Origin of the sequence: Mammaliicoccus sciuri (assembly GCF_025561425.1) — a bacterium.
Lineage (GTDB): Bacteria > Bacillota > Bacilli > Staphylococcales > Staphylococcaceae > Mammaliicoccus > Mammaliicoccus sciuri_A.
Genome location: NZ_CP094824.1, coordinates 73,774 through 90,951 on the forward strand (window position 1 = coordinate 73,774; position 17,178 = coordinate 90,951).

8 protein-coding genes and 1 pseudogene are annotated in these 17,178 nt (G+C 28.7%); all 9 read left to right on the forward strand.

Features of this window, described 5'->3' with window-relative positions:
• Nucleotides 1–93: 93 nt before the first annotated feature.
• The 9 genes and pseudogenes from MUA60_RS00345 to MUA60_RS00385 all read left to right on the forward strand — a co-directional run bounded on the left by MUA60_RS00345 (nucleotide 94) and on the right by MUA60_RS00385 (nucleotide 17,171).
• Nucleotides 94–945 (forward strand): CPBP family glutamic-type intramembrane protease, encoded by an 852-nt coding sequence (locus tag MUA60_RS00345; protein WP_262649069.1) that lies wholly within the window; start codon nucleotides 94–96, stop codon nucleotides 943–945.
• 432 nt (nucleotides 946–1,377) lie between these two features.
• Nucleotides 1,378–2,022 (forward strand): annotated as a pseudogene (locus MUA60_RS00350) (SDR family NAD(P)-dependent oxidoreductase).
• 528 nt (nucleotides 2,023–2,550) lie between these two features.
• The gene (locus MUA60_RS00355; RefSeq protein WP_243476954.1) at nucleotides 2,551–3,285 is read left to right on the forward strand and encodes a thioesterase II family protein; all 735 of its coding nucleotides are present in this window, start codon (nucleotides 2,551–2,553) and stop codon (nucleotides 3,283–3,285) included.
• Nucleotides 3,275–3,976 carry a 4'-phosphopantetheinyl transferase family protein gene (locus MUA60_RS00360; protein ID WP_243476953.1) on the forward strand — a complete coding sequence of 234 codons (702 nt, stop codon included), beginning with the start codon at nucleotides 3,275–3,277 and terminating at the stop codon, nucleotides 3,974–3,976. Before MUA60_RS00355 ends, MUA60_RS00360 begins: the two co-directional genes overlap by 11 nt.
• On the forward strand, nucleotides 3,969–5,561 hold the full coding sequence (locus MUA60_RS00365; RefSeq protein WP_243547831.1) for a (2,3-dihydroxybenzoyl)adenylate synthase: 1,593 nt from the start codon (nucleotides 3,969–3,971) through the stop codon (nucleotides 5,559–5,561). The genes MUA60_RS00360 and MUA60_RS00365 overlap by 8 nt, the downstream gene beginning before the upstream one ends.
• Before the next feature lie 17 nt (nucleotides 5,562–5,578).
• Nucleotides 5,579–11,596: a non-ribosomal peptide synthetase gene (locus MUA60_RS00370; RefSeq protein ID WP_262649072.1), complete on the forward strand. Its 6,018-nt coding sequence runs from the start codon at nucleotides 5,579–5,581 to the stop codon at nucleotides 11,594–11,596.
• Between the two features lie 3 nt (nucleotides 11,597–11,599).
• The gene (locus MUA60_RS00375; RefSeq protein ID WP_262649073.1) at nucleotides 11,600–13,714 is read left to right on the forward strand and encodes a bifunctional Gfo/Idh/MocA family oxidoreductase/class I SAM-dependent methyltransferase; all 2,115 of its coding nucleotides are present in this window, start codon (nucleotides 11,600–11,602) and stop codon (nucleotides 13,712–13,714) included.
• 2 nt (nucleotides 13,715–13,716) lie between these two features.
• Entirely contained in the window at nucleotides 13,717–14,409 is a 693-nt protein-coding gene (locus MUA60_RS00380; RefSeq protein WP_262649075.1) for a VOC family protein, read from the forward strand.
• Entirely contained in the window at nucleotides 14,406–17,171 is a 2,766-nt protein-coding gene (locus MUA60_RS00385; RefSeq protein WP_262649077.1) for a condensation domain-containing protein, read from the forward strand. The genes MUA60_RS00380 and MUA60_RS00385 overlap by 4 nt, the downstream gene beginning before the upstream one ends.
• Nucleotides 17,172–17,178: the final 7 nt, after the last annotated feature.

The following is a 17,178-nucleotide window of genomic DNA, read 5'->3' on the forward strand; positions in this document are numbered from 1 at the left end:
TAAATAAAAAATGTATAAGGTTGAATTATAATATTTATTTGTTTAAGATAAGTATAAATATATATATAATATAAAGTTTGAGAGGTGAATGTTTTGCAACATAGAAGTTTTAGTATGAGAAGAATTATATTATACATATTACTGTGTACTGGAATTTTGATTTTTTCAGCAGTATTTAGTACATATTTACAACATGCCATCGACATACCAACCAAAATTCAGCAGCTTTTAAGTGGTCTAATATTTACAATAGGAACAGTTATAACACTTATCTTAATTAAAAGAAAACGTCCAAATATAATATCTGATTTGAATTTACAAGTACCTATAATAAACAAGTCATTTATTTTCGCAATATGTCTGCCACTTATATTAATGTTATTGGTATTTATAGTGACTGGGTTAGCTGGTATGTATGATCAAATACATATAAATTTAAATAGTAGAGTATGGTTAAGTTTTCTTTTTAATATCGTCTTTGCAATTTTGTATGAAGCATTTCCTGAAGAAGTGTTTATAAGAGGATTGATTTTGAATGAGTTGAAAAATAAGATGTCAGTTAAAAATACTTTAATCATACAGCCTATATGTTTTCTAATCATAGCCTGTTTAGCACAATTGCTTACGCCAATCTTTTTTGGGGAAAGAGGTCTGTTAGATATAAGTTATATTATCATTATTTTCACGTTTGGTATAACACTGCAATTGTATAGAGAATATGCACAATCGTTATGGGCAAATATGTTTTTCCATATTGTATATTTAGAAGCAATGAGAAATATTTTCCCGGGTAATAGTGAATCACTCATTATCTTTCAAGAACAATTACCAGGGTTTGTTGCACTTGTTGGAATAATGACATTATATTTAGGAAGTATTGTGATATTAGGTATATTGTTATGGAGAAGAAAGAATACAAGTTTAAATACGATGTCTCGCAGTTAACTTACATCATAAAACAAATAGGAGTAATTTAAAATCATGAAAAAATTCTTAGCATTTATATTAGTATCTTTAAACACAATTACTTTTGTTATAGGACTAGGATTTTTATTTGGAGAAGATGAAGAATCAAAGAAAAATGTGCATTAAATAGCTATAATAATACAACTTCAATTCATTTCCTAGGCAAAATTTTTCCATTAATAAAAAGATAATGATTTAAAATAAATAATTTTGAAAAATTCATATTTTATCTGAGTTACTTTGCAACAATTGTTTGAATTTACTTAATATGATATAAATAGTAAATATTATAGGAGTGATTCGGATTATTAAGTATAGTGAATTTGAAGGCAAAACAGTTTTGATTACGGCTGTGTCTTCAGGTATTGGTAAGGATACTGCTTTAAAATTTGCTGAAAATGGTGCAATATTGTGTTTGGTGATGTTGATGAACGTTCTGAACAAACGGTTCAAGAAATCAAAGACAAAAATAGTAATGCCATTTTTGTAGGAACAGATGTTTCACAACCTGACCAAGTGAAAAATTTAGTCGATATAGCAGTTGAAACAATTGGCAGTTTAGATCATGCATATAATAACGCAGGTATTCTAAATAAACCAAATAAATTTGCTGATATTGACGTAGATACTTTTGATAAAGTATTAGATGTAGTCGTTTAAGGCGTCTTCTTATCTATGGAATATGAAATTCAACAAATGCTTGAAAACGGTGGAACAATTGTAAACACAGCTTCTGTAGCTGGTTTGATTGCAGACCCAGAAATGGGACCATATGTTGCAGCTAAACATGCAGTAGTAGGAATGACGAAATCAGCAGGATTCGATTACGGTGAAAGTGGCGTTAGAATTAATGCAATTGCACCAGGATCAACAGAAATGACAAAATCTTGGAAAGAAGATCCAGAGAAATGGCAACAAATGATTTCAGGCGTACCAATGGCTAAAGCAGCACAACCAGAAGATATCGCAGAAATGGTATTATTCCTATCTTCAGACGCAGCCAAATTCATGACAGCCCAAGTTTATCTCGCAGACGGCGGACAAACAGCACACTAAATGATGTAGAATAGTTAATATAAATGATAGAAGTCTCGTTAAGAGGCTTCTGTTTTTTTGTGGATATTTATATAGAGAAATTACTAAGAAAATAATTAAAAGAATTGCAAAAGTGTAATTTGTATTAAAAAGTTTTAAATCATTTAAAGTACATGAACTTATTTGGATAAATATTACAAATTATTTTTCTATTGTAGTATTTGATGGTTACATTTCACGAAGAGAGTATTTAGAACAGAGAAAGGCTGAGTATTGCAAGCTATGAAACTGGAGAATACATAATCATTCATTAATTAAAACAAAAAATTTTTGATGCTATAGATATAAAATTTATATAATGATTAAAGCTATATCAATATAATCTATTAGTATATGTATATTATATGATAATTAAAGATTTAATTATTAATTTTTGTTGATTTGGAAATTTTTACATAGATGTCCATTGATAATGATTATCAGTTGATGTATCATAATCCTGTAAGATTCTAAAAATAATAACAAATGACACGAGGAGTGGATGTTTTATTGAATAAATATTTGATCGACAACCATAATGAATTTGATAAATCTATTATTTTATTTCCATTTGCAGGCGGTGGATCCAATATTTATAAGAATTGGACACCTTCTTTTAAGGATTTTAATGTGTTGCGTATTCTTTATCCAGGAAGAGAAAGTCGATTTGGAGAACGACCTATAACTAATATAGATACATTAGTTAGTGAAATTTATGAAGAAATGCTTGAAGAATATAATTTTGATAATGATTATTATCTATTTGGACATAGCATGGGTACTAAAGTAGTTTACGAACTGGCATTAAAAATTAAACATAATGAAGCATTACCTAATCCAAAAGGTATTATTATTTCAGCTGGCAAAGCACCTTGTTTCAAAGAAAAAAATCCGATTTATCATCTTGATGAAGAAGGTTTCATTGAAGGGTTAAAATCATATGGTGGAACACCTAAAGAAGTGTTAGAAAATAAAGATTTGATGGGTATGTTTTTACCAATGTTAAGAGCTGACTTTATTATCGACGAAGAATATCAAGATAAACTATTCGAAAAAGTAGAAAGTCCAATATTTGCTTTAATGGGTACACATGATGCACAAATTGAATTAGAAGAACTATTAGAATGGGAAAAGTATACAACTTGTAACTTTAAATATGATTATGTAGATGGTGGACATATGTTTGTTAATGATAATCCAGACGAAGTTATTTTTAAGGTTAAGGAATATTTGAATGATTTATAAAATGAATAAAGTTTCTAATATTGAATCATTTAATCCAGATAAGATATTAGATGACTTATTACAAGGGTATTCTTCTTTAGTGATTATTTTGACTGAAAAAATTGATCTTAATAAATTAGATTATATATTTTTAACGAATGAACAAATTCAACATTTAGAGAAGATAGTGGTACCCAATGATAAAGTAAATTATTTAATCAGCCACTCAATAGTAAATATATTTTATTGTAATTTAATGAAATGTAGTATTGAAGAGTTGAAATATTATTATAATTCTTATAGTAAACCATACATAAAAAATATGAGTCATATAAACTTTAATATCTCTCATACTTCTGGTTGTTCAGTAATTGCTTTTTCACATCTAAATATAGGGATAGATGTTGAAAACATTGAAAGAAAGATAAGTTTTGAAGATATAATAGATTACTATTTTTGCGATTATGAAAAAAATTATATTAATAGGGAATCTATTAAATTTTTTGAGTGTTGGGTTGCTAAAGAAGCATATCTTAAATGCACAGGATATGGTTTAGTTAAAGGATTAAAGAACGCGCATATAAATCTTATTAACTCAAATTATTTTGAAATTATTAATAAGGATACATATCTGAGTTATATCATATATCTTGAGTATATACACTTACGATATGTTATCGGCGTTACTACTTCGGAGGTTAAAGATGAATAATTTAAAAAGAACAGAACTAGAAACATTCTATGATCACAAGGCTTGGGGTCATAATACTCTAGACGAGTATTTAGAAGAAAAAGCTAAAAGGTATTCTAATAATGTCGCAATTATTGATGGAGATATTGAAATTACATATGAAACATTAATAAAAGAGATAAAAAATTATGCAGGTAAAATGGTTGCAGATGGCATAAAAGAAGGAGATAAAGTTGTTGTACAATTACCTAATTGCTTAGAATTTGTAATTGTAATATTTTCCCTATTTAAAATCGGTGCGAAACCAGTTCTAGCTTTGGCAAATCATAGAAAGATAGAAATTAAAGGTGTTATTAAGAATTCTCAAGCTGTTGCCTATATTGCTAAATCAGAGTATTTAGGTTTTTATTATGAAACATTTATTAAAGAAATAGAATCAGAAATGAATTATAAATTAAAAAAGTATATTCTTGGAAATACCAATGAATATAAAAAATTTTATAAAACAAAACGTAATGATTATGTTTATCAATTAAATTTTGAACAGGAAAGTAATCGTTATAAAGATATAGCTTTACTATTACTTTCTGGTGGTACAACTGGTATACCTAAATTAATACCAAGAAGACATTGTGATTATATATATGTTGCAGAACAAAGTGCGAAACGATGTTTATTAGATGAAAATACTATTTATTTAGCATCACTATCAATGGCACATAATTTTCCACTAGGGTGTCCTGGAATCATTGGAACTTTTTCAGTAGGTGGAACCGTAGTCATCTGTAATGTAACAAGTCCTGATGAAATATTTCCACTGATTGAAGAACACTCTGTTACTCATACAGCATTGGTTCCTTCAGTTGCTAAAATGTGTATAAATTTTTATAAATATAATTCAGATTATGATATTAGTTCGTTAAAGCTCATTCAGGTCGGCGGTGCATTGCTAGATGCATATACAGGTAAAGAGATTGTTGGATCATTAAATTGTATGTTGCAGCAAGTGTATGGCATAGCAGAAGGTTTAATATGTATGACATCTCCTAATGATGTAGATGAAATTATATATGAAACTCAAGGCACACCTATTTCAGAATATGATGAAATAAAAATTGTTGATGAAAATGGGAATGAAGTACCAGATGGAGAATTTGGTGAGCTTTATGTAAGGGGACCTTACACAATTTATAACTATTACAATGCTCCGAATATAAAATGTATTGACGAAAACATGTATTTTATGACTGGTGATAAAGTATGTAAACAACAAAATGGACGATATAAAATTGTCGGCCGAATAAAAGAAATGATAAATAAATCAGGTGAAAAAATATTACCTACTGAAATAGAAGATCTCTTATTAAAGCATAGTCAAATTGATGATGTAAAAGTTATTGGTATTGAAGATGAAACTGTAGGTGAGAAAATTTGTGTGTGTTTAAAAAACGAAAGCAATTTAGATATACATGAACTCAGAACGTATTTAAATAATCATGGGTTAGCAGACTTTAAGTTACCTGATTGTATAAAAACAGTAAATGACTGGCCATTAACTTCATTTGGAAAAATAGATATTAAAAAATTGAAGGCATTGATTAAATAAAAACGGGAGGTTTTAAGATGGATCAACCAGTAAATCAAGATAAAGCATTAGTTCAACTGAACAATTGGATCAATCAAAAACTAAACGACACTAATGTAGACCATAGTCAAAATTTAATTAATTTAGGTATTCAATCATTAGATGTAATGGAATTAGCGAGTATTTTAAGAAGAGAGGGTTTGAAAATTAAGTTTTCTCAATTAATTAAAGAACCTACTTTAAATCAGTGGATAGAGCTGATTAAGTCATCAAAAAGTTCAAAACAAAATACTCCTACTCATAATATAAGTGGAAATCAAAATGGAATGTCGTTTGAATTAACAGATGTCCAAAGTGCATATTTAATTGGTAGAGAAGATGACCAAGAACTAGGTGGTATAGGTTGTCACGCTTATTTTGAGTTTAAGGGTAAACAATTGGATATCAATAAGCTTGATCGTGCCTGGTATGAAGTGCAAATGAGACATCCCATGTTAAGAGCTAAATTTACTCGAGACGGTAAACAATATTTTATGCAACATCCTCACAAAAAGGAAATAAATGTTGTTTATTTAGATTCATTTAATAATGAAAATGTTCAAAAAGAATTGAACAATTATAGAGAGAAAATATCGCATTTAAAAAGGAATGTTACAGAAGGTGATGTTGCTGGTTTAACGGTATTCATATTACCAAATAATCAAATGTTGATAAGTATTGATATTGACTTACTTGTTGCGGATGTATTAAGTATTAGCATGATTATAAAAGAACTTTCTAATATTTATAGTGGAACAGACTCAGGAAATGTTGAGGTATATACATTTAAAGATTATATGGAAAATATTGAAATAGATGAGAAAAGTATTAATGAAAGCAAAAAATTCTGGCTAGATAAGATAGAAAACTTAAATATTAATCCGATTCAGCTACCGATCTTAAAAAAACCATCCAATGTTAAAGAGGTTAAAATTACACGACATTCAAGAAAAATAAATAAAAATTTATGGAACCAAATAAAAGAGAATGCGAAATCGTACAATACAACACCATCAATCGTCTTATTGACGTGTTACATGATTATTCTAGAAAAATATAGCAATCAAGATGCTTTTTATGTAAATGTGCCTTTATTTGATAGAAACCATAGTAATGCTCAAGTAAGCGATATAGTAGCAGACTTTACAAACTTACTATTAGTTGAACATATACCGACACCTGATGAAAAATTTTTGGAGACACTAGAAAGAGTTAAAGAAACCTTCATTCAGAATGTTACACATTCAGAATACAGTGGTGTAAATGTTCAAAGAGACATATCTAAACAAAACGGTACTCATATGAATGTTGCACCTGTAGTATTTGCCTGTAATGTAGATTATGAACTAGAAGATGAAACTACAAGAAATGTACTTGGAAATATGACTTATATGGTTTCTCAAACTCCTGGTGTATGGCTGGATTTTCAATCTTATATCAAAAATGATGAATTATTAATTTGTTGGGATAAAGTGGACGAATTATTGAGTGATGAAATGATAACAAGTATGTTAAATGATTATTGTAGTCTTCTTGAGTCTTTAGGAGAGAAGTCGAATTGGCATAAGATAGGTAATGTAATCCAAGAAAATCAGAATACATATGATATTCAAATAATGCCACCAAAAGAAAAATTATATGACGGTTTATTAAAGAATTTAAAAAAGCATCCTGAGAAAATTGCATTAATCGATACTGATACAAACACTAAAATTAGTTATAAAGAATTATTAAATCGAGCAATGGCTTTAAGTGAAACATTAAGAATTAGTGGCGTAAAAAAAGGTGATTATGTTGGTATTATTTTACCGAGAGGATATCACCAAATTATTTCGATACTCGCTATTCAATTTGTAGGTGCAGCATATGTACCAATCGGAATACAACAACCAAATGATAGAAGAAAGAAAATTTATAATCAAGTAGGTATTGATGTAATTATAAGTAATTCTAAATATATAAATAATAATAAGCTTAACGCAGATAATATGACTGTTTTGGATATTGAAGAAAAAGACAATGGCATGCTAACTGAGATAGTAGATATTTCTTCAGAAGAAACAGCATACGTCATTATGACTTCCGGTTCTACTGGTACACCTAAAGGAGTAGAGATATCTCATTATAATGCCTTGAATACTATATTAGATATAAATAAAAAATTTAATATCACTTCGACTGATAGTTTAATTATGGTGTCATCAATAGAATTTGATTTATCAGTTTATGATATTTTTGGCCTGTTAGGATGTGGAGGGACACTTATATTAACAAGTGAAGATAATTATAAAGATCCTACTCAATGGTTGTCGATGATAAAAGAACATAATGTGACAATTTGGAATTCAGTACCTATTCTTTTTGATATGTTAGTAACTCATGTCGAAGGCAAAAAAGATTATCTACCTTTAAATACAGTTCTATTATCAGGAGACTGGATAGACCTTAAGTTACCTAATAGATTTTATAATATTTCAAATGAACAAAGTAACGTAATAGCAATGGGAGGAGCTACTGAAGCATCAATATGGTCTAATTACATTAAAGTGCCTCGGACGATACCTAAATATTGGTCTTCTATACCTTATGGTGCTCCACTAAAAGGACAACTGTACAAAGTGGTTGATACATTTGGGAGAGAATGTCCTAAAAATGTTATAGGTGAATTACACATCGGTGGGATTGGTGTAGCACAAGGTTATATTGGCGATGTCGAATTAACAAGTAATAAATTTTATAAGGATAGCAACAATATAAAATGGTATAAGACAGGTGACAATGGAAGAATATGGGAAGATGGCACAATAGAATTCTTAGGTAGAATAGACAATCAAATTAAAGTTAAAGGACATAGAATTGAAATTGGAGAAATTGAGCATGCTATATCTGAAATAGATGGAATTGATAAAGTCAAAGTCATTGAAGCTAATAATAACCTGGCAGCATTTATAATACCTCATAGAAATGTAGAAAACGTGGAAATGTTACAGGTATCTAACAATACCGAAGAATATATATCAACTATGAATAAGTTGCTCTATCAATCTATATTAAATCTATTAACCTCAAATAATGCTATAAATAAAGATGATTTTATACCTATTCAGGAAATATTAATTCGATTAAATGTTAGTGAAAAATATGGAAAAATCGTACAAGGATGGCTAAATAGACTAGTGGATGAGGGATATCTTGAGATAAAAGATGACCAATATAGAGGGGAAAATGTTGGTAACGAAATTGTTATACCATTTGAAAAGTATGAATCTATCGAAAATTATATTAAGAAACTTGAGCAATATATTCCTAATATACTTACAAACGAGATAAATCCGTTGGACCTATTTTATAAAGAAGAGAAAAATCTATCTCCAACTTATTTAGCTTCATTAATGCCTTGGCAGGACATAGTGATAGAGTCAGTCATTAAACAATTATCTCATCTTAAAAAAGATAATATGAATATATTAGAATATGAGACAAGAAATGTTGACTTAAGTAATGTAATATACCAAGGCTTAGAACAACAAGTAGATAGTTATGATTATTTTGATACATCAATAAATAAAGATGATTATTCTGAAACTGATTATGGTATCAATTTCAAATCTTCGATTAATCAATTAGAGCAAAAAAAATATGATGCTATTTTAATGATTAATGCTTTACATAGAAGTCATGACTTAATTCAAACTTTAAATAATCTTAAAGATAAGCTTAAAGATGATGGTCAACTTATTATAGTAGAACCAAATATAAGTTTATTTATTGAACAATTTACTGTCGATATTCTAAATACTTATGTTGGTGAAGAAAAGGAAAAGCTAACTTATGATGAATGGATGGATATATTTACGACTCAAGAGTTGGAATGTAAATGGATCCAACACGTTGGTGAAGATACTATTTATTCGAATATTTTCTATATGGCTAAAGATACTATCAATAACACAATCATTAAACAGAAATTAAATCAATCATTACCTCAATATATGATTCCTTCAAACTTTACGATGTTAAACCAATTTCCATTAAATCAAAATGGAAAAATTGATAACAAACAATTAGCAAATTTAATTAAAAATGATGATTTAAAAACACATTCTTCAGAAACAGTGAAGTTAAATGATTTAGAGGAAAAAATATTACACATTTGGGAATCGGAATTTAACGAAAAAATATCAGATATCCATACTAATTTTTACACAAATGGTGGCGACTCTCTATTAGCTACACGTATTGCTTCAGAAATTGAACATACATTTAAAGTGAATTTCACAATAAAAGATGCAATGACTTGTACGACTATTAAATTACAAGCTGAAAAAGTAGCTGAAATGAGCAGTGACACTATTAATAGAACGCAAAATGAGTTTAAACAAGATGTTGAAAATATTAATAAACCATTCGAACTTACGGACGTCCAATATTCATACTTTGTTGGTAGAAAAAAGGAATTAAATGAACATAATGTTTCTACACATTGTTACTTTGAAATTGATGGAGAAAACTTAAATATAGAAAATCTTGAAAAGGCTTGGAATGTCTTAATTCAAAGACATGGCATGATGAGATCAATTATTACAGAAGATGGGATGCAAAAGATTCTAAAAGAAGTGCCTTATTATACATTCAAAATAAATGACTTGCGTAGCCAAAGTGGTCAAGTGCTAGAAAATAGTCTAATGAATATAAGGAAAAATTTATCTCATCAAGTTCTTAATATATACGAATGGCCAATATTTAATATAGATGTTTCTCTCATTACTGATGAAAAAATAAGAATTCATATTAGTTTTGACAATATGATTTTTGACGGTTGGAGTATGTTTGCGCTATTAGAACAATGGAATAAACTTTATTTTAACGAATCTATAGATGATCAAATAACTGATTTAAGTTTCAGAGATTATGTACTTTACTTGAATCAAGAGAAAAATAATAGTCGTTACGAAACCGATCAATCATATTGGCTGAAAAGAATATCAGGATTTTTAAAAGCACCACAAATTGAAAATGATTTAAAATCTACAATTCAGACTAATGTCTTCACAAGACGTTCATATCATGTTGAACATGAGGATTGGGAGAATCTAAAAATAATAGCTAAAGAAATGCAAATTACACCGACAACATTACTTATTGGAATCTATTCTGAAGCGATTAGACTCGTAAGTTCAAATGATAATTTCTCTTTAAACATCACGCAATTTAATAGATTACCTGTTAGTCCTGAAATTAATAAAGTAATCGGCGATTTTACAACATTAACTTTACTAGAAATCAACAATAGCTTTGAAAAACAACTAAGTAATCGATTCCAAAAAATACAATCTCAACTTATGGAAGATTTAGAACATAATAAATATTCAGGTGTTGAATTTCAAAGGGACTTAAGAAATTATTGTGAAATTGATGATTATATTTTAATGCCTTTTGTCTTTACAAGCGGATTAGGTATACATGCATTAAATAGTAGTAATCAATTTGGTGAAATTATTTACAATATTAGTCAAACACCGCAAGTTTGGTTAGACAACCAGGTTATTGAACGTGATGGTGGTTTGGATATCTATTGGGATAGTGTAGATAGTCAACTCGGTGTAGATAATTTAGATACAATGTTTAACCACTTCGTGAATACTTTATTAAAAATATCAAAAGACAAATCATTTTTATTTAAAGAAATTAAAAATAATAGTAATAAACAAGATATGTATTTTGAAACGATTGAAACAGTCGAACAAGATGATAGTGACAATGTGAATGAAATAAATGTGAATGAGGTTAAAGAAATGTTATCTCATATCGTTAATCACGATATTGCTAGTTCTTCCAGTAGATTTTTTGAAGTTGGTGGTGATTCGCTTAAAGCCATTGCACTAACTAATAAAATTAGAGAAGCATTTGATGTAGAACTTGAGCTGGCCTTTATTTTTTCAAATCCTACTATTAATGATATTTCAACAAAAATTGAAGAAGTTAAAAACACAAACGAAGAAGAAGGTGTCATATAAGATATGAAAAAATGTATAGTTTGTGGAAGTAGGTTCGGTCAATTTTATATAGAGGCATTGAAAAAGATACCAAACATTAACCTGCATGGGTTGCTTGCATCAGGAAGTGAAAGGTCGAATGATTGTGCAAATAACTATCAAATTCAGTTATACAATGATGTTGATGAATTACCTGACGATATTGATTTGGCTTGTATTGCTATCAAATCCGAAGTGCAAGGCGGAAAAGGCAATTTAATAGCAGAATCACTATTAAAAAGAGGTATTGATGTTATTTTTGAACACCCTCTTTCAGAAAAAGAGTATATATCACTATTTAAATTAGCAAAAAAAGAAAAAAGGTATTTTACTGTTTGTAATTTATACAGCCAACTACCTAGTGTACAAAACTTTATTCAGAACTTTAAATTTATAAAAAAAGAACAGTCTATAAAATATATCAATGTAGAATTTGCAACTCAGTTATCTTATCCAGTTGCACAGTTGTTATCATTACTAATTCCTGAAATTAAAAATATTGAATTTAGTATTTCTAAAAAAGAAGATGGTCCTTTTCAATTTTTATCTACAACTATAAATGAAACGCAATTAAACTTAATTGCCTATAATGAAGCGGTTGAAAATGAAATAGATAATTTTATGAGATTACTATTTAGTATAAAAATTGGTTTTGAAGGCGGAGAACTAAATTTATTAGATCCTCACGGAGATGTATTTTGGAGAGAATATATTAAATTTCCAAATCGTTATAGAATTCCATCTAGTTTTCTTGATGACCCACCTAAGGGAATGATACGAAAATATATAAAATTGCTTTATGATAATTCTGATTTAACTCAACAATCGATGTTTACAGAATTATGGCCAAAGACTATTTCCAAGGAAATATTTTTATATCTTGAAAAAGATCAGCAAGATAAACATTCTTTCAATGCATTAGCACAAAATCATATTAACAGTTCAATAATATGGCATAAATTAATGCAGTCTTTAGGCTACCCGACATTTGTGACTAAAGATAAATACACTATATATGATGTCGATCAACTTGTTCTGAATGAAAATACATCTATCAGTATTATCGATGAAATGGGTAAGCTAGAGCGTATTTGTGCTAAATCTATGCTCTGGGTACTAAGTAGACATTTTAATAATTCAATAGTCACATACGATTATCAAAGTATTATTAGATTCTTGAATGTTAAAGATAATTATAAAGATATTATTAAACGTTGGTTAAATTACTTAGCAAGAAATGATTACATTGTTGAAACGGAGACAGGCAATTATATATTTGATCAGCTAGATAAGTCTCAATTGGATATCTTATTTGAATGGCTTGAACTTGAAAATACGTGGCATAAAAATATTATGCCAATGTCTGTCATAAAATATTTTAAAGCTCATATTCAATATATGGATCAAATATTAAAAGGTGATAAATCCGTTAATATGTTGTTGTTTGATCAAGGCGAAAATGATATCGCAAACGATTTGTATAGTCAAACAGCCATTTCTATATTCATTAATGAACAGATTGGACAGTATATAAAGAGTTTATCGGAAAATGATTCATTATCAATTTTAGAATTAGGTGCTGGAACGGGTGCCACAACTCAAAAAGTATTGGATAAAGTATCTGAATCATTTACTGGACATTACGTCTTTACAGATATATCAAAGTATTTCTTAGTTTCTGCTGAAGAAATGTTTAGACATTATCAATTTATGCAATACAAGATTTTAGATATAGACAATATAGAAGATAACCCTATTTTTAATAAACAGAAATTTGATGTCATTGTTGCTGTTGGCGTTATAAATAATTCGAGAAATATAAAGAGCTTATTAAATAGATTAAATAAGATGTTAAACAAAAATGGGAAACTCATTATTGGGGAAGCATATGGTGAATCCGCAGTTATGCTAATATCTCAAGCCTTTATGATGATAGAGCCTGAAGATGAAAGGAAGTATAATAATTTGACCTTTTTACCGTTAAAAAGTTGGTATGAAATTTTTGATGAAACTGGATTTAATCTTCTAACAAAAACGCCACACCAAACTGATGAGTTGTCTTCATTTAATCAGGCGCTATTTATATTAGAAAAGAGGTAAGTATGTATAAAATTGGTCATTTGCAATATAAAGTTAAAAATCTTGAAAATGCTATGAAAAATTTTGAACAATTAGGTTTCGATGTTGAAAGAGCTAATGAAAAGTCAAAAAATGCTTTTATTTGGTTTGAAACTGGTCCATATATAGAACTCATAGAAATGAACAGTAATTTGGTCCCATTTGCTTATTTATTTAGATGGGTTTATGGAAAGGCTATGAAAGAAAGATGGAAGAAATGGTGTGGAAATGAAGAAGGATTTATTGATTTTGCAATAGAAACGATTGAGGATGAATATCGAAATATACAAAATTTCCCTAAAAATAAAACGATCTTAAAAGACTTTGGTATTGAATCTAATAAGGTAATAACGTGGAATAGAAAGAATTCAAAAAATGAAAAAATTTTATTTAGCTATTTACCTGTTATACCAGTTTCATTACCATTTGTAGTTTCGGATTATAGTATGAATCAACGTCCGAGTCATGTTTCGCACAAGAATAATATAGAGAAAATCGAACGAGTTAATTTTAAATGTCAGGAAAAAGAACATGAATTTTTGAAAAATATTTTGAAGAATGATGAACATTTGAAATTGGTCTTAGGGACAAATGCAGAAATTGATCAAGTACTTCTTAAAAATAAATATGGAAAGATATATAGATTAACGGACCATATGTCGATAGAAAGTGAGTGAGTAGCTTGGAAATAAAAAAAGAATTAATTAGGCTATATCAAAATGGTATAAATATTTGGCTTGAAAATGATCAATTACGTTATAAAAGCAAATTAGGAAAGTTGTCTCAAGGTGATTTAACTTTCTTAAAAGAAAATAAAAATAAAATTATTGAGCTATTTAAATCAAATAGCAAGTTTGAATCTTTTGAAGATGCTAATCAATTTCCATTAAAAGATATACAAAGTGCTTATATGATAGGCGAAAAAAGTGAGTTTGGATCAGTTTCTAGTCATGTCTATTTTGAAGTTACATTTCCAAGATTAGACAAAATAAAGACTAATCAAGTTTGGAATAAATTGATTTCTAAGCATGAGGCTTTAAGAACAGTTATTGACTCGTGGGATTCACAAAGAATATTAGATTCAGACTCTGATTATGAAGTTATGGTGAAAGAGGGTGAAGAAAGTTGTAATGAAACGCGAGATAAATTGATGAATAAATATTATGACCCTTCTGTTTGGCCGTTATTTGATATTGAAGTAACTCAAACATCTCAACACTCACTTTTACATTTATCATTTGATTTTTTAATTTTAGATTGGACAAGTATTTGGATTTTACTCAAAGAATTTGAAGATGAGTATTTTAAAGGTAACTTACAAGCAGAAAGGCATAAAACGCCATGTCTCAGGGATATTTATTTAAGTAGTGAATTAAAAAAAGCAACTTCTAAATATTTGAATGATGAATCATATTGGAAAGAAAAAATAGAAGCATTAGGAGATTATCCTAAGTTACCCGTTAAAATGAGTGAAATAAAAAATGAGTTTACTAGGAAATCATTCCTTCTTGATAAAAACAATTGGGATGATATTAAGAAACTTTCAAAAAAATTCGCTTTAACACATAATACAATGGCTTTAACGGCATTTGCATGTGTTTTGAAAAAATGGGTTGAGCAAGAGAAGTTTGTAGTAAATTTAACAACAATGAATAGAGAGTCAGAATTTGAAGATATACAGCATGTTGTAGGTGATTTTACTTCAACAAATTTATTAAATGTAGAAATTGATGAGCGTAAATCATTTATAGAAAATGCAGAAAAATTACAACGGCATTTATTAAAAGATTTAGAACATAATTATTTTACAGGTGTAGAAACAATAAGGGAAATTAGAAAATCAAAATCAAATTGTATATTTCCAATTGTCTTTACAAGTTCATTAGGTACCGGTGGTATGAATTATGACTATATGGAACTAGGGGATAAAGGTATTAGCCAATCTCCACAAGTATTTATGGATTGTCAAATCATGGAATTAAATGGCGCTTTATATATCAATATTGATTCAAGAAAAGGCATATTTGATGAAGCTTTTATAGAAGCATTTACAAAAGATTATCAACAGTTTCTGTTAGATGTCATAACTCATTCAATTAAAAATTCGACATTATTACCTTGGTATTCTAAAGAACGCAATCGAGATAGCTTTAAACAAATTAATGCCAATTGTGATGAGATTGATGAAACACTAGAAGCTAACGAAAATAATATTAAAAATCAATTATCAGATGAATTAATTCATGAGATTACTGAGCCATGTAAAGAGATATTAAAAGTAGATTCACTTGGTGATAATGATAATTTTTATGAATATGGTGCAGATTCATTAATTTTAGCAAGACTATCAACAAATATAATCAATATATGTAAAGAACATCAATTAGACGAAATTAATTTTGACGGGTTATTAAGAGTACTATTAGCTGAGCCAACTCTACTAAAAATACAACAAGAGATTAATAGTAAAAATATAGAGAGCAAGATAGAAAAGGCACACGAGAATACCTCTATAGGTAAATTAACGATGTTTAAAAAAGAAGGAGAAACACTCAAAGTATTCTTCCATGCAGGATTAGGAACAATGAATTGTTTGAGATATTTGCTTGATGAATTAAAAAATAACGATCGAGATGCTATTGCAGGTATTACAATTCAAGACCAAGAAAAATATTGTCATATAGAGAAACATCAACTCGTTAAGAAAATTAGTGAAGATTATGCAAATCTTATCGAAGAATCAGGATATAAATCTGTTCACTTAGTGGGTTACTGTTCGGGAGGTTTAATCGCTATGGAAGTAGCAAGTATGCTCATGCTTAGTGATGTAGATGTTGGCAATGTTACTTTAATTGATACTTCTCCATCACCGCTATCAGAAATAGATTATATGGTTTCTGAAATGGCATTTATCCAAAATCACTTTATCACGATTAAGGATGTATTACCAACCATTGATTATAACAAACTAAACGATAGTATTAGAGCCATGTATTCTAATATTGAAACTGATGCGGAATACGATTTATTGAATTTCATTATCAAACAGTACGGTGAAGAAGATGAATTAAAAACAGAATTAGAGCAATTTTTTAAATACAAATCTCTTAATGAACGATTTGAAAAATATACTGAAGTTATTGATTCTAAAAAGGATGGTGATAATACAGTCAATACAGATTTCTTAATTTCTTCTTATAAAACACAAATGGCAAGTTGGGAAGGGGCACATATGACACCTACTACTTATATAGGTGATGTAACTTATTTAAAAGCACAAGATAAGGATGGGTCTGATTTGTTACCAGCACAAGATAGTAATGAATTTTGGCAAAATTGTTGTATCGGTGATTTCACTGAAATACCTATACCTGGTAATCATTATAATTGTGTCGAAGACAAAGAGCATGCGTCATATGTTGCAAAATTATTAATATAAAATTTTA

What these genes read in the sequence shown, in the direction of transcription:
- MUA60_RS00360 (WP_243476953.1), top strand. Translation starts at nt 3,275, where the DNA reads ATGATTTATAAAATGAATAAAGTTTCTAATATTGAATCATTTAATCCA.
- MUA60_RS00365 (WP_243547831.1), top strand. Translation starts at nt 3,969, where the DNA reads ATGAATAATTTAAAAAGAACAGAACTAGAAACATTCTATGATCACAAG.
- MUA60_RS00370 (WP_262649072.1), top strand. Translation starts at nt 5,579, where the DNA reads ATGGATCAACCAGTAAATCAAGATAAAGCATTAGTTCAACTGAACAAT.
- MUA60_RS00375 (WP_262649073.1), top strand. Translation starts at nt 11,600, where the DNA reads ATGAAAAAATGTATAGTTTGTGGAAGTAGGTTCGGTCAATTTTATATA.
- MUA60_RS00380 (WP_262649075.1), top strand. Translation starts at nt 13,717, where the DNA reads ATGTATAAAATTGGTCATTTGCAATATAAAGTTAAAAATCTTGAAAAT.